This window comes from Williamsia sp. Y721, assembly GCF_059683565.1.
This window is the reverse complement of sequence record NZ_JCASNH010000004.1, coordinates 863,224-878,856: the sequence shown is the minus strand read 5'-3', so window position 1 is coordinate 878,856 and position 15,633 is coordinate 863,224. Positions and strand designations below refer to the sequence as shown.

17 protein-coding genes are annotated in these 15,633 nt (G+C 62.9%); 1 reads left to right on the top strand and 16 read right to left on the bottom strand.

Annotation, left to right across the window (positions count from 1 at the left end):
* Positions 1-576: 576 nt before the first annotated feature.
* Both murA and AC56PL_RS23555 read right to left on the bottom strand, forming a co-directional pair.
* Complete coding sequence (gene murA, locus AC56PL_RS23560; protein WP_495517704.1) at positions 577-1,860, bottom strand: UDP-N-acetylglucosamine 1-carboxyvinyltransferase; 1,284 nt, start codon at positions 1,858-1,860, stop codon at positions 577-579.
* Between the two features lie 54 nt (positions 1,861-1,914).
* Positions 1,915-2,466: an SRPBCC family protein gene (locus AC56PL_RS23555; protein WP_497155293.1), complete on the bottom strand. Its 552-nt coding sequence runs from the start codon at positions 2,464-2,466 to the stop codon at positions 1,915-1,917.
* On the opposite strand from AC56PL_RS23555, the gene AC56PL_RS23550 reads away from it, so the two are divergent.
* Positions 2,465-3,097, top strand: a complete 633-nt coding sequence (locus AC56PL_RS23550) for a cob(I)yrinic acid a,c-diamide adenosyltransferase (protein ID WP_497155292.1) — start codon at positions 2,465-2,467, stop codon at positions 3,095-3,097. The genes AC56PL_RS23555 and AC56PL_RS23550 overlap by 2 nt on opposite strands.
* A 92-nt stretch (positions 3,098-3,189) precedes the next feature.
* On the opposite strand, the gene AC56PL_RS23545 is transcribed toward AC56PL_RS23550, so the two are convergent.
* The 14 genes from AC56PL_RS23545 to prfA form a co-directional block, all read right to left on the bottom strand.
* On the bottom strand, positions 3,190-3,624 hold the full coding sequence (locus AC56PL_RS23545) for a DUF2550 family protein (RefSeq protein WP_495517707.1): 435 nt from the start codon (positions 3,622-3,624) through the stop codon (positions 3,190-3,192).
* Positions 3,625-3,755: 131 nt separating this feature from the next.
* The gene (locus AC56PL_RS23540) at positions 3,756-4,142 is read right to left on the bottom strand and encodes a F0F1 ATP synthase subunit epsilon (RefSeq protein WP_495517708.1); all 387 of its coding nucleotides are present in this window, start codon (positions 4,140-4,142) and stop codon (positions 3,756-3,758) included.
* Positions 4,143-4,151: 9 nt separating this feature from the next.
* Positions 4,152-5,600: a F0F1 ATP synthase subunit beta gene (atpD, locus tag AC56PL_RS23535; protein WP_495517709.1), complete on the bottom strand. Its 1,449-nt coding sequence runs from the start codon at positions 5,598-5,600 to the stop codon at positions 4,152-4,154.
* Positions 5,601-5,687: 87 nt separating this feature from the next.
* Positions 5,688-6,605, bottom strand: coding sequence for a F0F1 ATP synthase subunit gamma (locus tag AC56PL_RS23530; RefSeq protein ID WP_497155291.1), 918 nt, complete (start codon positions 6,603-6,605; stop codon positions 5,688-5,690).
* Between the two features lie 59 nt (positions 6,606-6,664).
* Entirely contained in the window at positions 6,665-8,293 is a 1,629-nt protein-coding gene (gene atpA / locus AC56PL_RS23525) for a F0F1 ATP synthase subunit alpha (protein WP_495517711.1), read from the bottom strand.
* Between the two features lie 72 nt (positions 8,294-8,365).
* Positions 8,366-9,190: a F0F1 ATP synthase subunit delta gene (locus AC56PL_RS23520; protein ID WP_495517712.1), complete on the bottom strand. Its 825-nt coding sequence runs from the start codon at positions 9,188-9,190 to the stop codon at positions 8,366-8,368.
* A 5-nt stretch (positions 9,191-9,195) separates the two neighbouring features.
* Positions 9,196-9,747 carry a F0F1 ATP synthase subunit B gene (locus tag AC56PL_RS23515; RefSeq protein WP_495517713.1) on the bottom strand — a complete coding sequence of 184 codons (552 nt, stop codon included), beginning with the start codon at positions 9,745-9,747 and terminating at the stop codon, positions 9,196-9,198.
* A 4-nt stretch (positions 9,748-9,751) separates the two neighbouring features.
* Entirely contained in the window at positions 9,752-9,988 is a 237-nt protein-coding gene (locus AC56PL_RS23510) for an ATP synthase F0 subunit C (RefSeq protein WP_482138697.1), read from the bottom strand.
* Between the two features lie 92 nt (positions 9,989-10,080).
* Positions 10,081-10,914 (bottom strand): F0F1 ATP synthase subunit A, encoded by an 834-nt coding sequence (gene atpB, locus AC56PL_RS23505; protein ID WP_495518388.1) that lies wholly within the window; start codon positions 10,912-10,914, stop codon positions 10,081-10,083.
* Between the two features lie 251 nt (positions 10,915-11,165).
* Positions 11,166-11,636: a Cg1360 family ATP-synthase-associated protein gene (locus AC56PL_RS23500; RefSeq protein ID WP_497155290.1), complete on the bottom strand. Its 471-nt coding sequence runs from the start codon at positions 11,634-11,636 to the stop codon at positions 11,166-11,168.
* Positions 11,637-11,656: 20 nt separating this feature from the next.
* Positions 11,657-12,874: a glycosyltransferase family 4 protein gene (locus tag AC56PL_RS23495; protein WP_495517715.1), complete on the bottom strand. Its 1,218-nt coding sequence runs from the start codon at positions 12,872-12,874 to the stop codon at positions 11,657-11,659.
* A 33-nt stretch (positions 12,875-12,907) separates the two neighbouring features.
* Entirely contained in the window at positions 12,908-13,561 is a 654-nt protein-coding gene (locus tag AC56PL_RS23490) for an L-threonylcarbamoyladenylate synthase (RefSeq protein WP_495517716.1), read from the bottom strand.
* A gap of 32 nt (positions 13,562-13,593) precedes the next feature.
* Positions 13,594-14,442: a peptide chain release factor N(5)-glutamine methyltransferase gene (gene prmC / locus AC56PL_RS23485; protein WP_497155289.1), complete on the bottom strand. Its 849-nt coding sequence runs from the start codon at positions 14,440-14,442 to the stop codon at positions 13,594-13,596.
* Positions 14,439-15,515: a peptide chain release factor 1 gene (prfA, locus tag AC56PL_RS23480; RefSeq protein WP_495517718.1), complete on the bottom strand. Its 1,077-nt coding sequence runs from the start codon at positions 15,513-15,515 to the stop codon at positions 14,439-14,441. The genes prmC and prfA overlap by 4 nt, the downstream gene beginning before the upstream one ends.
* Between the last annotated feature and the right edge of the window lie 118 nt (positions 15,516-15,633).

Genomic DNA, 15,633 nt, shown 5'->3' with positions numbered 1-15,633 from the left:
GACCAAACCCCGGAATGGGATTTCGTCACCGTGACAGACATACAGCACCTAAATTGGCACTAACAATCCATCGACACACTATCGAGTTCTCAAAGAACACACCCACAACCAACTTCGACACACACTGTGGCGCCATCCTGGAAGGGATATTTTGTTGTATCTAACAGGCTGTCTCCGTCTCGGAGGCAACTTTTCAAGCTTACCCGACTCGCATCCGGTCCGCAACTCGCTGCTCTCGCAGTCCGTCACCACCCGCGTTTGAACCCTCCACCGAAAAGCGGAGCACATTCAACCTATGGGCGGTCAACGTTGTTCCTTCAGGAAAAGACTTCCCTGTCGGTGTTCTCGGCCGCTCCGGACTCTTGCTCTCCGGCGCCTCACTCGCTGACTTGAAGAAAGTTACGGGAACAAGTCCGTCGGCGTCAAATCGCCTGGTGCGCAGGGGCTTCGAGCAGCATCCGCGCAGGTCAGTCGCCTCACGACGCCGCCGTCAACGTAACCGGACGGCAACTTTCGCCCGAAGTTGCCCTTGTGATGACCACCACCGGGCAGCTCCTGGCGCGTTTCGTTGACAACCTACCGGTCAGTGCCCGGGGTCGAATCCGGCGTCACACGAACGATCTCGCCACCAAGGCTGCGCATGATCTCGACGAAATCGGGATAGCCGCGGTCGATATGCGAGACGTCGTGCACTTCGGTCACACCGTCGGCGACCAGACCGGCCAGAACCAACCCGGCGCCGGCCCGGATGTCCGAACTCCACACCGGTGCGCTCGACAGCTGTTCGATGCCACGGATCACCGCGTGATGGCCGTCGGTCCGGGCGTCTGCACCCAACCGCACCATCTCCTCGACAAACCGGAAGCGGGCCTCGAAGACGTTTTCGGTGATCACCGACATGCCTTCGCTGATCGCGGCCAGTCCGATGGCCATCGGTTGTAGGTCGGTGGGGAAACCGGGAAATGGCAGCGTCGAATAGTTGACGGCCACGGGCCTGCCCACCTGGACAACGCGGAAGCCGTCCTCGAACTGGGACACCGACGCCCCGGCGCCGACGAGCTTGGACAGCACCAACTGCAGATGGCGAGGATCGACCCCGCGAACCGTGATATCGCCTCGCGTCATGACAGCGGCGATAGCCCAGGTCGAGGCGACAATCCGATCGCCGATCACCCGATGGGTCACCGGCTGTAACCGCTCGACACCCTCGACCGTCAAGGTCGAGGTACCTTCACCGCTGATCTTCGCGCCCATCTGCTGCAACATCACGCAGAGATCGACGATCTCGGGCTCGCGAGCGGCATTGTCGATGGTTGTCACACCCTCGGCCAGCACCGACGCCATCAGGATGTTCTCGGTGGCACCCACGGACGGGAACTCCAGACTGATCGGCGCACCGATCAGTTTGTCGGCCTCGGCGACCACACACCCGTGTTCGATCACGCTGTGCGCGCCGAGCAACCGGAGACCGGCCTGATGCATGTCCAGCGGGCGCGACCCGATCGCATCGCCACCTGGTAGAGCAACCACCGCCCGTCGGCAACGCGCCACCAGTGGACCGAGCACACAGACCGATGCCCGGAACTGTTTCACCGCGTCGAAATCGGCGTGAAACTTCAGTTCCGCAGGCGTATCGATCACCACGGTGTCGCCGTCATGGCTCACCACAGCGCCCAGGCCCCGCAGGACGTCGGCCATCAACGGCACATCCAGGATCTGCGGGCAATTCGTGATGGTCGTCCTACCCTCGGCGAGTAACGCCGCAGCCATCAACTTGAGAACACTGTTCTTGGCGCCCACGACTTCGACCTCACCGGTCAGTCGCGCGCCCCCGGTCACCAAAAAACGATCATCAACCACGGACGTAGCCTAGGCGACCGGAACGCGGCGGCGACCGACGGCCCGCAATAGTGTTCACCGGTTCTCGACTACGAGCTTCAGCGAGGCGAGTCCCTTCTCGAAATCGTTGCCCACCAGTTTGTCGGTGGGCACAATTTTGGCGAATAGCTTTGCCACCCCAGCATTTTCGCCCTTCATGGACCAGTTCACGACGGTACCTGCAGCCGCGGGATCCTCACTGAGAGTGAAGGTCGCCAGATTGGACGCCTTGAATGGCTTGAGGAAGTCCAATTGCATCGATACCGACTCCGGGGCAACAAGATCGGTCACGGTCATCGATCCCTGGCCCGCTTTCCGATTGCCCTTCCAACCGTAGCTACCGCCCACCGCACCGGCCGGTCCGCCATACGTCCGCTCGAGCGATGGATCCAACCCCTCCCAGGGCGACCACAGCGTCCACTGGTGGAAATCCACGATCAACGGGAAGATCGCCTCGGCCGGAGCGGCGATCGTGATGGATCGTTCGATGGTGTAAGGCTGTGGCGCCAACGGTGACTCCCGGTTGAAGTGGTCGCGGCCCTGACCGGCCATTACCACTGCGAGGATACCGGGTAGCTTTGCTCTCATGGCTGTTCATCTGACCCGCATCTACACCCGTACCGGCGATGCGGGAACCACCGGACTCAGCGACTTCTCGCGCGTATCCAAAAACGATCCACGTGTGCTGGCCTATGCCGATTGCGACGAGGCCAATGCCGCGATCGGTGTTGCTCTGGCAATGGGCAACCCGACCTCCGACGTAGCCGAGATCCTGTTACGGGTACAGAACGACCTGTTCGATGCAGGCGCCGACCTCTCGACTCCGGTGGTCGAGGATCCCAAATACCCGCCGCTGCGCATCCTGCAGAGCTACATCGACGACCTCGAGGTCTGGTGCGATCACTACACCGACACGCTCGAGCCGCTCAATTCATTCATCCTGCCCGGCGGTAGCCCGCTCAGTGCGTACCTGCACGTCGCACGAACGGTCACGCGGCGCGCCGAGCGGACGGCATGGGCGGCCATCGAGGCCTTCCCGGACAACACCAGTCCCCTGCCGGCGCAGTATCTCAACCGACTCTCCGATCTGCTGTTCATCCTGTCGAGGATCGCGAACCCCGGCGGCGACATCCTGTGGCAGCCAGGAGAGCAGCGCAAGCGCGCCGAACGTGACACGACCCGGCCCGAGACGAACGCGGGCGGGTCGAAGGACGACTGAGCAAACGACACGAGAAAGGCCCAGACCGGTTTCGGTCTGGGCCTCTTTTGTCGGACGGAACGACACTCGTCGGCGCTGGTGATCGGTGGGCGCTAGTGGTCGCGGCGGCGGCGTTCTGCGCGCTGTGACGGCCGAGACTCGAGCCACGACTGGAATGCGGTGACACCACCGCTGTCGAGGGCGAGCTCGAACTCGCCGTCACGATCGGCGAGCTCGAGGATGACCATGTCGTTGTCGATGACATCGGCCTCCGATGCCGTTGGCGACCGTCGACCGCTCACGGTCACAGCTTGCCGCAGCACCAGACGCTGCGGACCGGGCAGCACCCTGCGAAGGCGGAAGTACTCGAGCGCGTTGTCGTCATAGCGGACCACCCCGTGCCGCCAGGCCCGGCCGTCATCTGCAGGTAGCTCACGCAGCAAAGCCGAGGTACCCGAACCGCGTAGCTCGTTGATCCGATAAAGCATGTAAAGCACAAACACAAGAACAAGCACGATCACCGCAAGGGCAGCCAGATTCCAGTCCACAGACGACACCTCCTTCAGCCCCCGCCACATATACGACGATCCCCGCAAACTTGTCTGAAGTTTGCGGGGACCGTAGAACAATTAGCCATTCGAACGGCCCCTGCTCTACAGGATGCCATTCGCGCGGCACTTTATTTGACTTGCTGCAGTACTTCCACCGCGCGCAGACGCGATTCGGCACGCAGGTACTCGATACTGCCCTTCTCGGCAGAGGAGAGAACCGAACGCTCGGCAGCCTCGTCGACGTCGCGAGCCCACTCGGCGGACTCGGCGAGAATCGTGACGACCTCACCGGTGACCGAGATGAAACCACCCTGAACAGCTGCCACGCGGCGCTTGCCATCGACCTCGTCGATCGCGACATATCCGCCCGGTGCCAACTGACCCAGCATCGGCTCGTGTTTGGCCAACAGACCAACAGCGCCCTCGGTGGTCTGAGCCACTACAAACGTTGCTTCGCCGGAGTAAATACGCGATTCAACCGCGACCAACTCGACGTGAAATGGCGTGTCAGGCATCGGGTGATATCACTTTCCGGTGATCTTCTTGGCGGCGGCCTCGACGTCGTCGAGTCCACCACAGCTGTTGAACGCCTGCTCGGGAAGATGATCGTATTCACCCTTGGCGACCTTGTCGAAAGCCTCGATCGTGTCGGCAAGCGGCACAACCGAACCCTTCTGGCCGGTGAACTTCTCGGCAACGATGAAGTTCTGTCCGAGGAACTTCTGGATACGCCGTGCACGCTGCACGGTGATCTTGTCCTCCTCGGAGAGCTCGTCCATACCAAGAATCGCGATGATGTCCTGGAGTTCCTTGTACTTCTGCAGGATGCGCTTGACCTCGTTGGCGACGCGGAAGTGCTCGTCACCGACGATCGAGGCCTCGAGGATCCGAGAAGTCGACGTCAGAGGGTCCACAGCCGGGTAGATACCGAGCTGTGAAATCGGACGCGAGAGCTCCGTGGTGGCATCCAGGTGGGCGAACGTGGTCGCCGGCGCCGGGTCGGTGTAGTCGTCGGCGGGCACATAGATGGCCTGCAGCGAGGTGATCGAGTTGCCACGCGTCGAGGTGATGCGCTCCTGCAGCTCGCCCATCTCGTCAGCCAGCGTCGGCTGGTAACCGACGGCAGACGGCATACGGCCGAGCAGCGTGGAGACCTCGGAACCGGCCTGCGTGAAACGGAAGATGTTGTCGATGAACAGCAGCACGTCCTGACGCTTGACGTCACGGAAGTACTCCGCCATCGTCAGCGCGGACAGGGCGACGCGCATACGCGTGCCCGGCGGCTCATCCATCTGGCCGAACACCAACGCGGTGTCCTGCAGAACGCCCATCTCCTCCATTTCGAGGTGGAGGTCGGTGCCCTCACGGGTACGCTCACCGACGCCTGCGAACACCGAGGTGCCGGAGAACTCGCGAGCGATACGGGTGATCATCTCCTGGATCAGAACGGTCTTGCCGACACCGGCACCACCGAACAGACCGATCTTGCCGCCCTTGACGTACGGGGTCAGCAGGTCGATGACCTTGATGCCGGTCTCGAGGATCTCGGTCTTGCCCTCGAGCTGATCGAAGGCCGGGGGCTTCCGGTGGATGCCCCACTGCTCGCCGTCGCGACCGGTGCCCGGTGCGTCGAGGCAATCGCCGAGTGCATTGAACACGTGGCCCTTGACGACGTCACCGACGGGAACCGAGATCGGCTTGTCGGTGTCGGTCACCTCGGTGCCGCGGGTCAGACCGTCGGTCGGCTGCATCGAGATGGTGCGAACGAGGTTGTCGCCGAGGTGCTGGGCAACCTCGAGCGTCAGCTTCTTGGCAACCGACTTCAGTGCGATGTCGGCGTGCAGTGCGTTGAACAGTGGCGGAATGGCGCCGCGCGGGAACTCCACGTCGACGACCGGACCGATGACACGCACGACGCGGCCGGTCAGCCCAGCGGAACCCTTCCGGGAAGTTTGGGTTTCAGTTGTGGTCATGATGTCTCTTCCTCTGTGACGATGGCATTGGCATGTTTCGCGAACCGCGACCCCACCGGCCGGCTGCCTGAAAAGTGTCGAGTCCTGCTACGAAAGGGCATCCACACCGCCGACGATCTCGCTGATCTCTTGTGTGATCTGGGCCTGTCGGAGCTGGTTCGCCTCACGGGACAAGTTGGTGACCAACTCTTCGGCGTTGTCCGTAGCCGCCTTCATGGCGGTACGGCGGGCTGCCGACTCCGACGCAGCCGAGTCGAGCAGCGCCGAGAACACGCGGGTCGCAACGTACTTCGGCAGCAACGCCGACAGCAGCGCTTCTGCACCCGGCTCGAACTCGTAGTTCCGAGAAGCTCCCGTGCTCTCCCCGCTCTCGTCCACGCTCACCACCAGGGGTGCGACGCGACGAACAACCGGTGTCTGCGTCAGCATGCTGACGAAGCGCGTGTACACGATGTGGAACTCATCGACGCCCTCGGTCTGAGTGCCGTCAGGCGACTCGACCGAGGTGCCCGAACCCGCCATGAACAGTTCGATCAGGTGCTCAGAGGCGTTCCAGGCATCGGTGTAGGCCGGCTGCTGAGAGAACCCGGTCCAGCTGCCCTGGATCGGCATCTTCCGGAAGTTGAAGTACGTCGTGCCCTTCTGCCCTGTGACAAAAAGAACGACGTCCTTGCCCTCGTCGGTCAGCAACTCGATGAGCCGGCGAGCCTCGCGCAGGACATTCGAGTTGTAGCCGCCGGCCATGCCACGGTCGCTCGTAACGATCAGGACCGCAGCACGTTTCGGTTCGGGACGCGCCGTCAGCAACGGATGCGTCAGCGAGGTGGCGCTCGAAGCCAACTCAGAGAGGACCGCAGTGATCTCCTCCGAATACGGCTTCGAGGCCGCCACACGAGCCTGAGCCTTGGTGATGCGCGAAGTCGCGATCAGCTCCTGTGCCTTCGTGATCTTCTTGGTCGATTGCACAGACCGGATGCGCGAACGTAGCTCGCGAATGCTAGCCATCTACTGTCACAGCCCTTCCCGGCCCGTCAAACCTTTACCAATCATCAAACGATTCCCTATTACTTGCGTACTTTGACGGTTTCGTCCTCGACCTTGTCTGCGGCGAGAGCCGAAGCAGCTGCTTCGTTCACGGTGTCAGACTTCTCGCTGGCCAAGAAATTGTCCTTGTACTTGTCAGCAGCGGCCACGAGGGCATGAGCGGCCTCGTCGGTCAGTGCCTTGCCGCCTGCGATGGTCTCGTAGACACCGGAAGCAGTGCGATGCAGCTCGTTGAGCAGCTCCGCCTCGTACCGCCGGACATCCTCGATGGGGACCGTGTCGAAGTGGCCTTCACCGGCGAGGTAGATCGAGACGATCTGGTCCTCGACCGATACCGGGGAGAACTGATCCTGCTTGAGCAACTCCACCCAGCGGGCACCACGATCGAGCTGAGCCTTCGAGGCATCGTCGAGGTCCGAGGCGAAGGCCGAGAAGGCTTCCAGCTCACGGAACTGAGCGAGCTCCAGACGCAGCGAACCCGAAACCTTCTTCAGGCCCTTGGTCTGTGCGGCGCCACCAACACGGGAGACGGACGTACCGACGTTGATCGCCGGACGAACACCCTTGTTGAAGAGGTCGGACTCGAGGAAGACCTGACCGTCGGTGATCGAGATGACGTTGGTCGGGATGAACGCCGAGACGTCGTTGGCCTTGGTCTCGATGATCGGCAGACCGGTCATCGAACCGCCACCCATCTCGTCCGAGAGCTTGGCGCAACGCTCCAGCAGACGTGAGTGCAAGTAGAAGACGTCACCGGGGTACGCCTCGCGGCCCGGCGGACGACGCAGCAGCAACGAGATCGCGCGGTAGGCCTCAGCCTGCTTCGACAGATCGTCGAACACGATGAGGACGTGCTTGCCCTCGTACATCCAGTGCTGACCGATGGCCGAACCGGTGTACGGTGCGAGCCACTTGAAGCCGGCGGAGTCCGAAGCCGGAGCAGCAACGATCGTGGTGTAAGCCATCGCGCCCGACTCTTCGAGAGCGGTCTTGACGCCCGCGATGGTCGAACCCTTCTGGCCGATTGCCACGTAGATGCAGCGAACCTGCTTGTTGGGGTCACCGGTTTCCCAGTTGGCCTTCTGGTTCAGAATCGCGTCGATGCAGACCGCGGTCTTGCCGGTCTTGCGGTCGCCGATGATCAGCTGACGCTGTCCACGACCGATTGCGGTCATGGCGTCGATGGCCTTGATACCGGTCGCCAGTGACTCCTCGACGGGCTGGCGTTCGAGCACCGAAGCCGCCTGGAGTTCGAGGACACGGTTCTCCGAGGACACGATCTCGCCGCGGCCGTCGATCGGCTTGCCGAGCGGGTCCACGACGCGGCCGAGGAAGTTGTCGCCGACGGGGACAGACAACACGTCTCCGGTGCGGCGGACTTCCTGGCCTTCTTCGAGAGTGTTGTAGTCACCGAGGATGACTGCGCCGATCTCGGATTCGTCAAGGTTCAGCGCTACGCCGAGGACGCCGCCGGGGAACTCGAGGAGTTCGTTCGACATCGCGGACGGCAGTCCACTGATGTGTGCGATTCCGTCGCTGGTATCAGTGACATACCCGACCTCGTCACGTGCAACTTCCGTTGAGAAATTCGAGGTGTACGTTTCAATCGCACTTCGGATCTCATCGGAGGTGATCGTCAACTCCGCCATATTCTTGCCCTGCTCTTCCTGCGTGGTCGTGAGTTTTGTGGAATCGGTGTGGTGCGTCGTCTGCGGCGAGGCTCAGCCCAGCGACTTGCGGATCGTGGCCAGTCGGCCGGCGCCCGAACCGTCGATCACTTCGTCACCGATCTTGACGACCAAGCCCGAGAGCAGGTCCTGATCGACGACAACATGGGTGATGACCGGCTGGTTGTAGATGCGCGTCAGCGTGGACGTCAAGGCTTCCACCTGCGAGCTCGTCATCTCGACGGACGCCCGCACCTTCGCAACCAGACGATCCCGCTGTCCGGCGGCCAGGTTCGACAACGCGTCCAGTGCGTCGGCCGGCTTCTGATCGAACAACCGGGCGATCGACTGCAACGCGAGTGCTTCGGTGACCGCAGACACCTTGCCGGTCGTCAGCGACGCCAGCAGTCCCTGGCGGGCCTTGGCCGAACGGGACTTGTCTTTGAGGATGATCTCGAGCTCGGGATGAGCCGCGACCGTCCTGCCGAGCAAGAACAGTTCTTCCTCGACAGCGTCAAGTGTTCCCGCTTCGGCCGCCGACTTGAGGTACGCCTCGCGACCGAGGAGTTCAAGCCCGTCCAGCAGATCGGAGGTGTTCGACCAGTCACGGCCGACTGCCTCGACCACCACCGCCAGCGAGTCGGCACCGATCTGGCTGCCGAACAACTGGCGGGCCAGACCCTGCCGAACATCCACAGGTGCGGAGATGTCGCCGAACGCGGTACGCAACGATCGCTCGCTGTCGAGGAACCCGACAACTGCGAACAGATCGGATCCGATCTGCTGCGCGGCCGTGGCGGCGTTGCCGCCGGCTGCTGAAATCGTCTCGGCCAGAATTGCCCGGGTACCGCTCAAAGCGTCGCGGCTGGCTGCGTACATCGCCTTCACTTCCTCTGCGCTGAAGTCGCGTCGAGCTCAGCCAGGAACCGATCAACGGTCTGTCCGCGCTTGGCGCTTTCTTCCAGGTGCTCGCCGACGATCTTCTCCGCCAGGTCAACGGCGGTCCGACCGAGGTCCGACCGGAGTTCGGTGACGATCTGATCGCGTTCGGCCTTCAGCTGTGAGCGTCCGGCAGCAACGATGCGCGCACTTTCGGCTTCGCCTTGAGCGCGGAGCTCGGCGACGATTTCTTGTCCGCGCAGTCGTGCGTCCTCGCGAATCTGAGCGGCGACTGCACGGGTTTCGAGCAGCTGCTCTTCACGCTGCTTGAGCAGGGCGTCGGCTTCGAGTTGTGCATCAGCGGCCCGCTTGAGTCCACCGACGATGCCGTCGGTGCGCTCTTCGAGAACCTTCTGTGCACGTGGAAGTACGAGCTTCCAGAAGACGAGTCCCACAACCACCAGGGCCACGATGGACCAGGTGATGTCGTAGGTCGCAGGCAGAAGAGGATTATGAGATTCCTCTTCGGCGGCGAGAATCAAGGAGTTGGCACTCATCGGATCAGAAGATGAAGCCGGCAACCAAGCCGATCAAGGCCAGCGCTTCGGTGAATGCGATACCAAGGAACATGGTGGTACGCAGCTGGCCGGCGAGCTCCGGCTGACGCGCGGTGCCCTCGATGGTCTTGCCGACGACGATACCGATACCGATACCGGGGCCGATGGCAGCCAGACCGTATCCGATGGCGCCGAAGTTGAGTTCGCTGATCTCACCGGAAACTTGCGCGAGGTTGCTCATGGTGTTGGATCCCTTTCTTCTTGATCCGCTGGGCGAGGTTAGCCGCAGCGGCCAGTTTGTTGGTCTAGATGAATCTGGTGGTGAAGCTTCGGTCAGTGGTCGGCGGCGTGTTCAGCCAGGTCGATATAGACGGCAGTCAGCAGGGCGAAGATGTATGCCTGCAACACGATCACCAAGAGTTCGAAGAAAGTGAATGCGATGCCGCCGAGCAATGCCGGCAAGCCGAAGATCCAGGTCCAGGCCTCCGTGGTGAAGAAGAAGTACTGGGTGGCGCTGAAAAACAGTACCAACAGGATGTGACCGGCAAGCATATTGGCCATCAGACGGACCGTCAGCGTGAACGGCCGCAGAATGAAGGTCGAGAGGAACTCGATCGGGATCAGCAGGATGTGCAGCGCGGGCGGCACATCCGGCACCACGATGCTCGATTTCACATAACCGAAGAAGCCGTACTTCTTGATGCCGACGTAGTTGAAAACGATGTACGCCAGCGCAGCCAACACGATCGGCATACCGATCAAACCGTTGGAGGAGATGTTCAAGAGCGGGATCACACCGGAGAAGTTCAGGAACAACACCGTGAAGAATATCGTCACCAGGATCGGGAGGAAACGCTTCCCGTTCTCTTTGCCGAGGACACTCTCTGCGATCTGGATACGGACGAAGTCCAACGCCATCTCGCCTGCGTTCTGCAGGCCGCGGGGAACCAGCTTCGGGCTCCGGAAGGCCAGCAAGAAGAAGACGACACAGACACCGGCCATCAACAGCCGGATCAGCATCAGACGATCGAGTTCGAAGATCGTTCCTTCAAAAAGGACTGCATCAGGGTAAAAGTCGGACAGCGAAGGCGGGTGGTAACCCCCGTCGCCTGCCGCGAGGTTCAAGACGCTCAGCACTCTCTCCCGTGCTCTGGCCGCAGGCAGCATGCCTGCAGTTCGACCGGACATAAGTTCAGATCTGGCAAAAAAGTTCTTTCAGATTTCGTGCCGTACACGCCCCCGGTCTCCCCTGGGCCGAAGTCGCATTTCTGCGCCTTCACGCGTGGCACGGCAGTCTGAGCACCGGGCTGGTCAAGTCCGGTTCTCTTCTGCGGGCCAACGATAGCAACACCGTAGGTGACCCTCATAGTGCGGGTATCTACCAGTGGCCATTACTACCCTGTGTAGTATGTCCGGATTCAGTCCTCGTCGTCAACGTGGCCATCCGGCCCGACATCGACGTACGGCACTTTGGTGGTCATGATCGCGTAGGTCTCGCAGGCCAGCACGATGATCATCGCGATGAGGGCGGTCACCCCGAGGGCGACATGGTTGAGCGAATCGACCTTGCTCAGCGCCGCCAGGGCGAGCATGGCCAGCAACAGTTTGAGTAGCCAGGTGCCCATCAGGATGGCCCCGCCCGTTGTCGGCGACACATTGGCGGTCAACACCACCACGATCACCGTGAAGAGGATGAATCCGCCGCCGAACGCCGCGCCCACCAGCGCGCCCCACAAGCCCTCGGTGCCGTCGATCAACGCCCAGACACCCACGCTGATCACGGTCAGTACAACAAGTCCGAGCGCGCCGTAGCGGATCGCCTTCTGCAATGGGGTGAGCTGTTTCGAGTCGTTTGTGGTGGTCAGTGCTGGTTCAGAAGCTTCGTTCACCCCTCCAGGGTAAGGGTCGTTCACGAACCGCTGATACTCACACCCGTTCGGTGCCGGTTCCGCAGCCGGGGAACGATCGTCGCGAGCATCGCGATGATCAGTCCCCCACCCAGTACCGGAAGCACCACAGAAGCCGAGAAGAGCGTGCTGGCAGCAGCACTGAATGCCAGCACTCCCACCCAGAGGTAGATCACCAGAACCACCCGGCGATGGGAGTGACCGAGCTCGAGCAACCGGTGGTGCAGGTGCATCTTGTCCGGTGTGTAGAAACCGACGCCTGCACGGGTACGCCGGATGACCGCGAGCAACATGTCGAGCATCGGGATGAACATGACCGCTGCCACCAGGATGATCGGCGAGAGCAGCGTGAAGACATCTGCCGGACCGTACGCGTTGACGGCGATCCGACCGGAGGCACTGGTCGACGCCGCGGCCAGCATCAGCCCGATGAGCATCGAACCGGAGTCGCCCATGAAGATGCGGGCGGGCTGGAAGTTGTGCGGGAGGAACCCGAGACAGGCGCCCGCGAGAATCGCCGCGATGAGGGCCGGCGGGTAGTAGCTGACGTCACCACCCTGATCGTGCAGCAGACCCAGCGAGAAGGCACAGATCGCCAGCGCCGCGATCAGGGCCAGACCGGCGGCCAGGCCGTCGAGGCCGTCGACAAAGTTCATTGCATTGACGGTCGCGACGGTGACCGCAACGGTGAGCAGCCCCGACTGCAGCGGATCGAGCACAACGGTTCCGATGTCCCCGAACGGCACCGCCACCACCGTCCAGCTCAGCCCCATGATCACCAGAACACCGGCAGCGGTGAGCTGACCGACGAACTTCGTGAGCGCGTCGATCCCCCACCGGTCATCGATGATGCCGACCAGGACGATGACCCCGCCCGCCACCACGACGGCGTTCATGTCGTCGGTGTAGTCGAAGCCCCGGGTCAACGCGGGCAGCTCACCGGCCAGGACCATTCCGGCGAGGACACCGATATACATGCCGACGCCACCCAGTCGGGGCGTCGGTACCGCGTGGACGTCCCGGTTGCGCGGCACCGCAACCGCACCGGTGCGGGTCGCGACAACTCGCACCAGGCCGGTGATCAGGTACGTGATCAGCGCTGCGCACAGCCCGACCAGCATCAATTCGCGCAGCGGCACACCCGCACCACTGCTGGTGAGGCCGGACTGGGCGGCAATCAACACACCACTGCCCTCATTCAACGTTGTCGAATAGGCCACGGATAGGGACGCTACAGGGGGCGGGCATGCGGGTCAGACCCGAAGACTCTCGACCTCGGTGCCGATGACCTCGGCGATTTCTTCGGCGCTGATCGCACCTTCCCGAAGGATCTTGGGTGTGACATCGGTGAGGTCGACGATCGTCGACGGCACCGCCTTTGCCGCAGGTCCACCGTCGAGATAGACCGCAACGGACTCCCCCAACTGCTCGCGGGCCTGCTCGACCGTGGTCGCAGGCGGGCGGCCGGAGACGTTCGCGCTCGAAACCGCCATCGGGCCCACCTCACGCAGCACCTCGATCGCCACCGGATGCAAGGGCATCCGCAGCATCACGGTGCCGCGGGTGTCGCCCAGGTCCCAGGCGAGTGACGGCGCCTGGTGCACAACCAGACTCAGGCCACCGGGCCAGAACGCGCGGGTCAGCTCGCGGGCGGTCGGTGACACCGACAGCACCAGGCCATCGATCGTCGTCCACGACCCGACCAGGACCGGCACGGGCATGTCACGGCCGCGGCCCTTGGCGGCCAGCAGGTTGTTCACCGACTCGGAATCGAATGCGTCACAACCGATTCCGTAGAGGGTGTCGGTGGGCATGACGATCAGGCGCCCACCTTTGACGGCGCCGACCGCGGCGCGCAGGCCTGCGGACCGAGATCCGGGATTGCTGCAATCGAACGTAGTGCTCACGGCGTCCATCCTTGCACGTTGCCGGCGTGTGATCAGCGACGCGTGGCGGTGACGAACCGCGGACGTCCGGCGAGATCGAGTTTCTGGGTGATCGAGTCGAAGTGTCCGTCGGCCTCGAGCGCATCCATCACCAGGTCACCGGTGCTGTCGTCATGCTCGATCCCCACCGCGCAACCCGGTCGCAGGATCCGCGCAATCACCGAGATCATCGGTGTGATCACCGACATCCCGTCGGCACCACCGAACAACGCCAGTGCCGGATCGTGATCGGCCACCTCGGCAGGCAGGTCTGCGCCCACCGGGATGTAGGGCGGATTCGACACCACCAGATCGGCGGTGATGTCGGGCAAGATGTTCGGGTCTGCCGCATCGCCCAGGTGGACGGTGACCCGGTCCCGGACGTCGGCGGGCATACGAGACAAGTTGTGGCGCAACCATTTATGGGCACCGCCGTCGATTTCGACCGCGTGGACCCGCGCCCCGGGGTGGGAGGCGGCCAACGCCAGGGCCAGCGCGCCGCTTCCGCTGCACAGATCGACGACCACAGGATCTGTCATCGCCTCGATCCGAGTCACCGCCCACGCGTGGAGCAGTTCGGTTTCCATTCGTGGGATGAAGACCCCCGGGCCGACTTCGATCTCGATCGGCCCGAATGCGACGCGCCCGATGATGTGCTGCAGCGGTTCGCGCTGCGCGCGGCGGTCGACGAGTTCGCGATAGCGGGCAGCGTCGGTATCCGACAGCTCATCGACGGCGATCAGTTCACCGACCGACCGATTCAGCACGAATGCCAGCAGCAGCCCGGCATCCACCTGCGCATTCGGAACTCCGGCCGCGATCAGCTGCGCGACCGCAGCCCGGCGGACATCTCTGGCGTTCACTCCGCCTCGAGGCGGGCCTGACGATCCGCGGCCCGCAGCGCGTCGAGGAGCGCATCCATGTCACCGGCGAGCACCGCGTCGAGATTCTGGGCTTTGTAGCCGATGCGATGGTCGGTGACGCGGTTTTCCGGGTAGTTGTAGGTGCGGATTCGCTCCGAGCGGTCGACGGTGCGGATCTGTGCGGCCCGACCCTGCGACGCTTCGGCGTTGGCGGCCTCTTCTGCGGCAGCCTGCAACCGGGCGGCCAGGACCTGCATCGCCCGCGCCTTGTTCTGCAGCTGGGAACGCTCGTTCTGGCAGGTCACCACGATCCCGGTGGGCAGATGGGTGAGCCGCACCGCTGAGTCGGTGGTGTTGACGCCCTGTCCCCCCTTGCCGGAGCTGCGGTATACGTCGACCCGGAGATCGGACTCGTCGATCTGGACCCGTTCGACCTCATCGGGTTCCGGGTAGATCAGGACACCGGCCGCCGAGGTGTGGATGCGGCCCTGCGACTCGGTGACCGGCACGCGCTGAACGCGGTGCACACCGCCCTCGAACTTCAACCGCGACCACACGCCGTCCGGTCCGTCGCCCTTCGACTTGATCGAGATGGTGGCGTCCTTGTATCCACCCAGGTCGGATTCGGTCAGACCCAGGATCTGCGCCTTCCAGCCCTGGCGCTCGCAGTATTTGAGATACATCCGCGCGAGATCGGAGGCGAACAGCGCCGATTCCTCACCGCCGGCCCCGGACTTGACCTCGAGGACCACATCATCGCCATCGTGCGGATCGCGTGGGGAGAGCAGGTCGGTGAGCGTTTGATCGAGGGCAGCGACCGTCTGCTCGAGCTCCGGGATCTCGGCGGCAAAAGCACTGTCGTCGGCCGCGAGTTCGCGCGCAGCTTCCAGATCGCCCTGTGCGGCCTGAAGTTTCGTGTAGGTCGCCATGATCGGAGCGAGTTCGGCGAATCGTTTGCCCACGCGCCGGGCGGCTGTCGGATCGTCGTGTAACGACGGATCGGACATCTGGCTCTGCAAGCCGGCATGCTCGGCAAGGATGTCGTCGATCGCGGACGGATCGGAGATGCTCATGACCTGTTTCCTTGACGGTGTGGCTGCGGCACCCGATCCGACGGTGGGTCGAGCGGATTGGGCTGCGGAAGAAAAAAGAAACCGGCGCCTGACCTGCCGCAGGGCAGAGTCAGACGCC

Excerpts from the sequence above, each read along its gene's own strand:
- AC56PL_RS23555 (WP_497155293.1), bottom strand. The coding sequence starts at position 2,466 with ATGAGAGCAAAGCTACCCGGTATCCTCGCAGTGGTAATGGCCGGTCAG.
- AC56PL_RS23540 (WP_495517708.1), bottom strand. The coding sequence starts at position 4,142 with ATGCCTGACACGCCATTTCACGTCGAGTTGGTCGCGGTTGAATCGCGT.
- atpD (WP_495517709.1), bottom strand. The coding sequence starts at position 5,600 with ATGACCACAACTGAAACCCAAACTTCCCGGAAGGGTTCCGCTGGGCTG.
- AC56PL_RS23510 (WP_482138697.1), bottom strand. The coding sequence starts at position 9,988 with ATGAGCAACCTCGCGCAAGTTTCCGGTGAGATCAGCGAACTCAACTTC.
- prfA (WP_495517718.1), bottom strand. The coding sequence starts at position 15,515 with ATGAGCATCTCCGATCCGTCCGCGATCGACGACATCCTTGCCGAGCAT.
- atpA (WP_495517711.1), bottom strand. The coding sequence starts at position 8,293 with ATGGCGGAGTTGACGATCACCTCCGATGAGATCCGAAGTGCGATTGAA.
- atpB (WP_495518388.1), bottom strand. The coding sequence starts at position 10,914 with ATGCTGCCTGCGGCCAGAGCACGGGAGAGAGTGCTGAGCGTCTTGAAC.
- AC56PL_RS23530 (WP_497155291.1), bottom strand. The coding sequence starts at position 6,605 with ATGGCTAGCATTCGCGAGCTACGTTCGCGCATCCGGTCTGTGCAATCG.
- AC56PL_RS23515 (WP_495517713.1), bottom strand. The coding sequence starts at position 9,747 with ATGAGTGCCAACTCCTTGATTCTCGCCGCCGAAGAGGAATCTCATAAT.
- AC56PL_RS23520 (WP_495517712.1), bottom strand. The coding sequence starts at position 9,190 with ATGTACGCAGCCAGCCGCGACGCTTTGAGCGGTACCCGGGCAATTCTG.
- AC56PL_RS23550 (WP_497155292.1), top strand. The coding sequence starts at position 2,465 with ATGGCTGTTCATCTGACCCGCATCTACACCCGTACCGGCGATGCGGGA.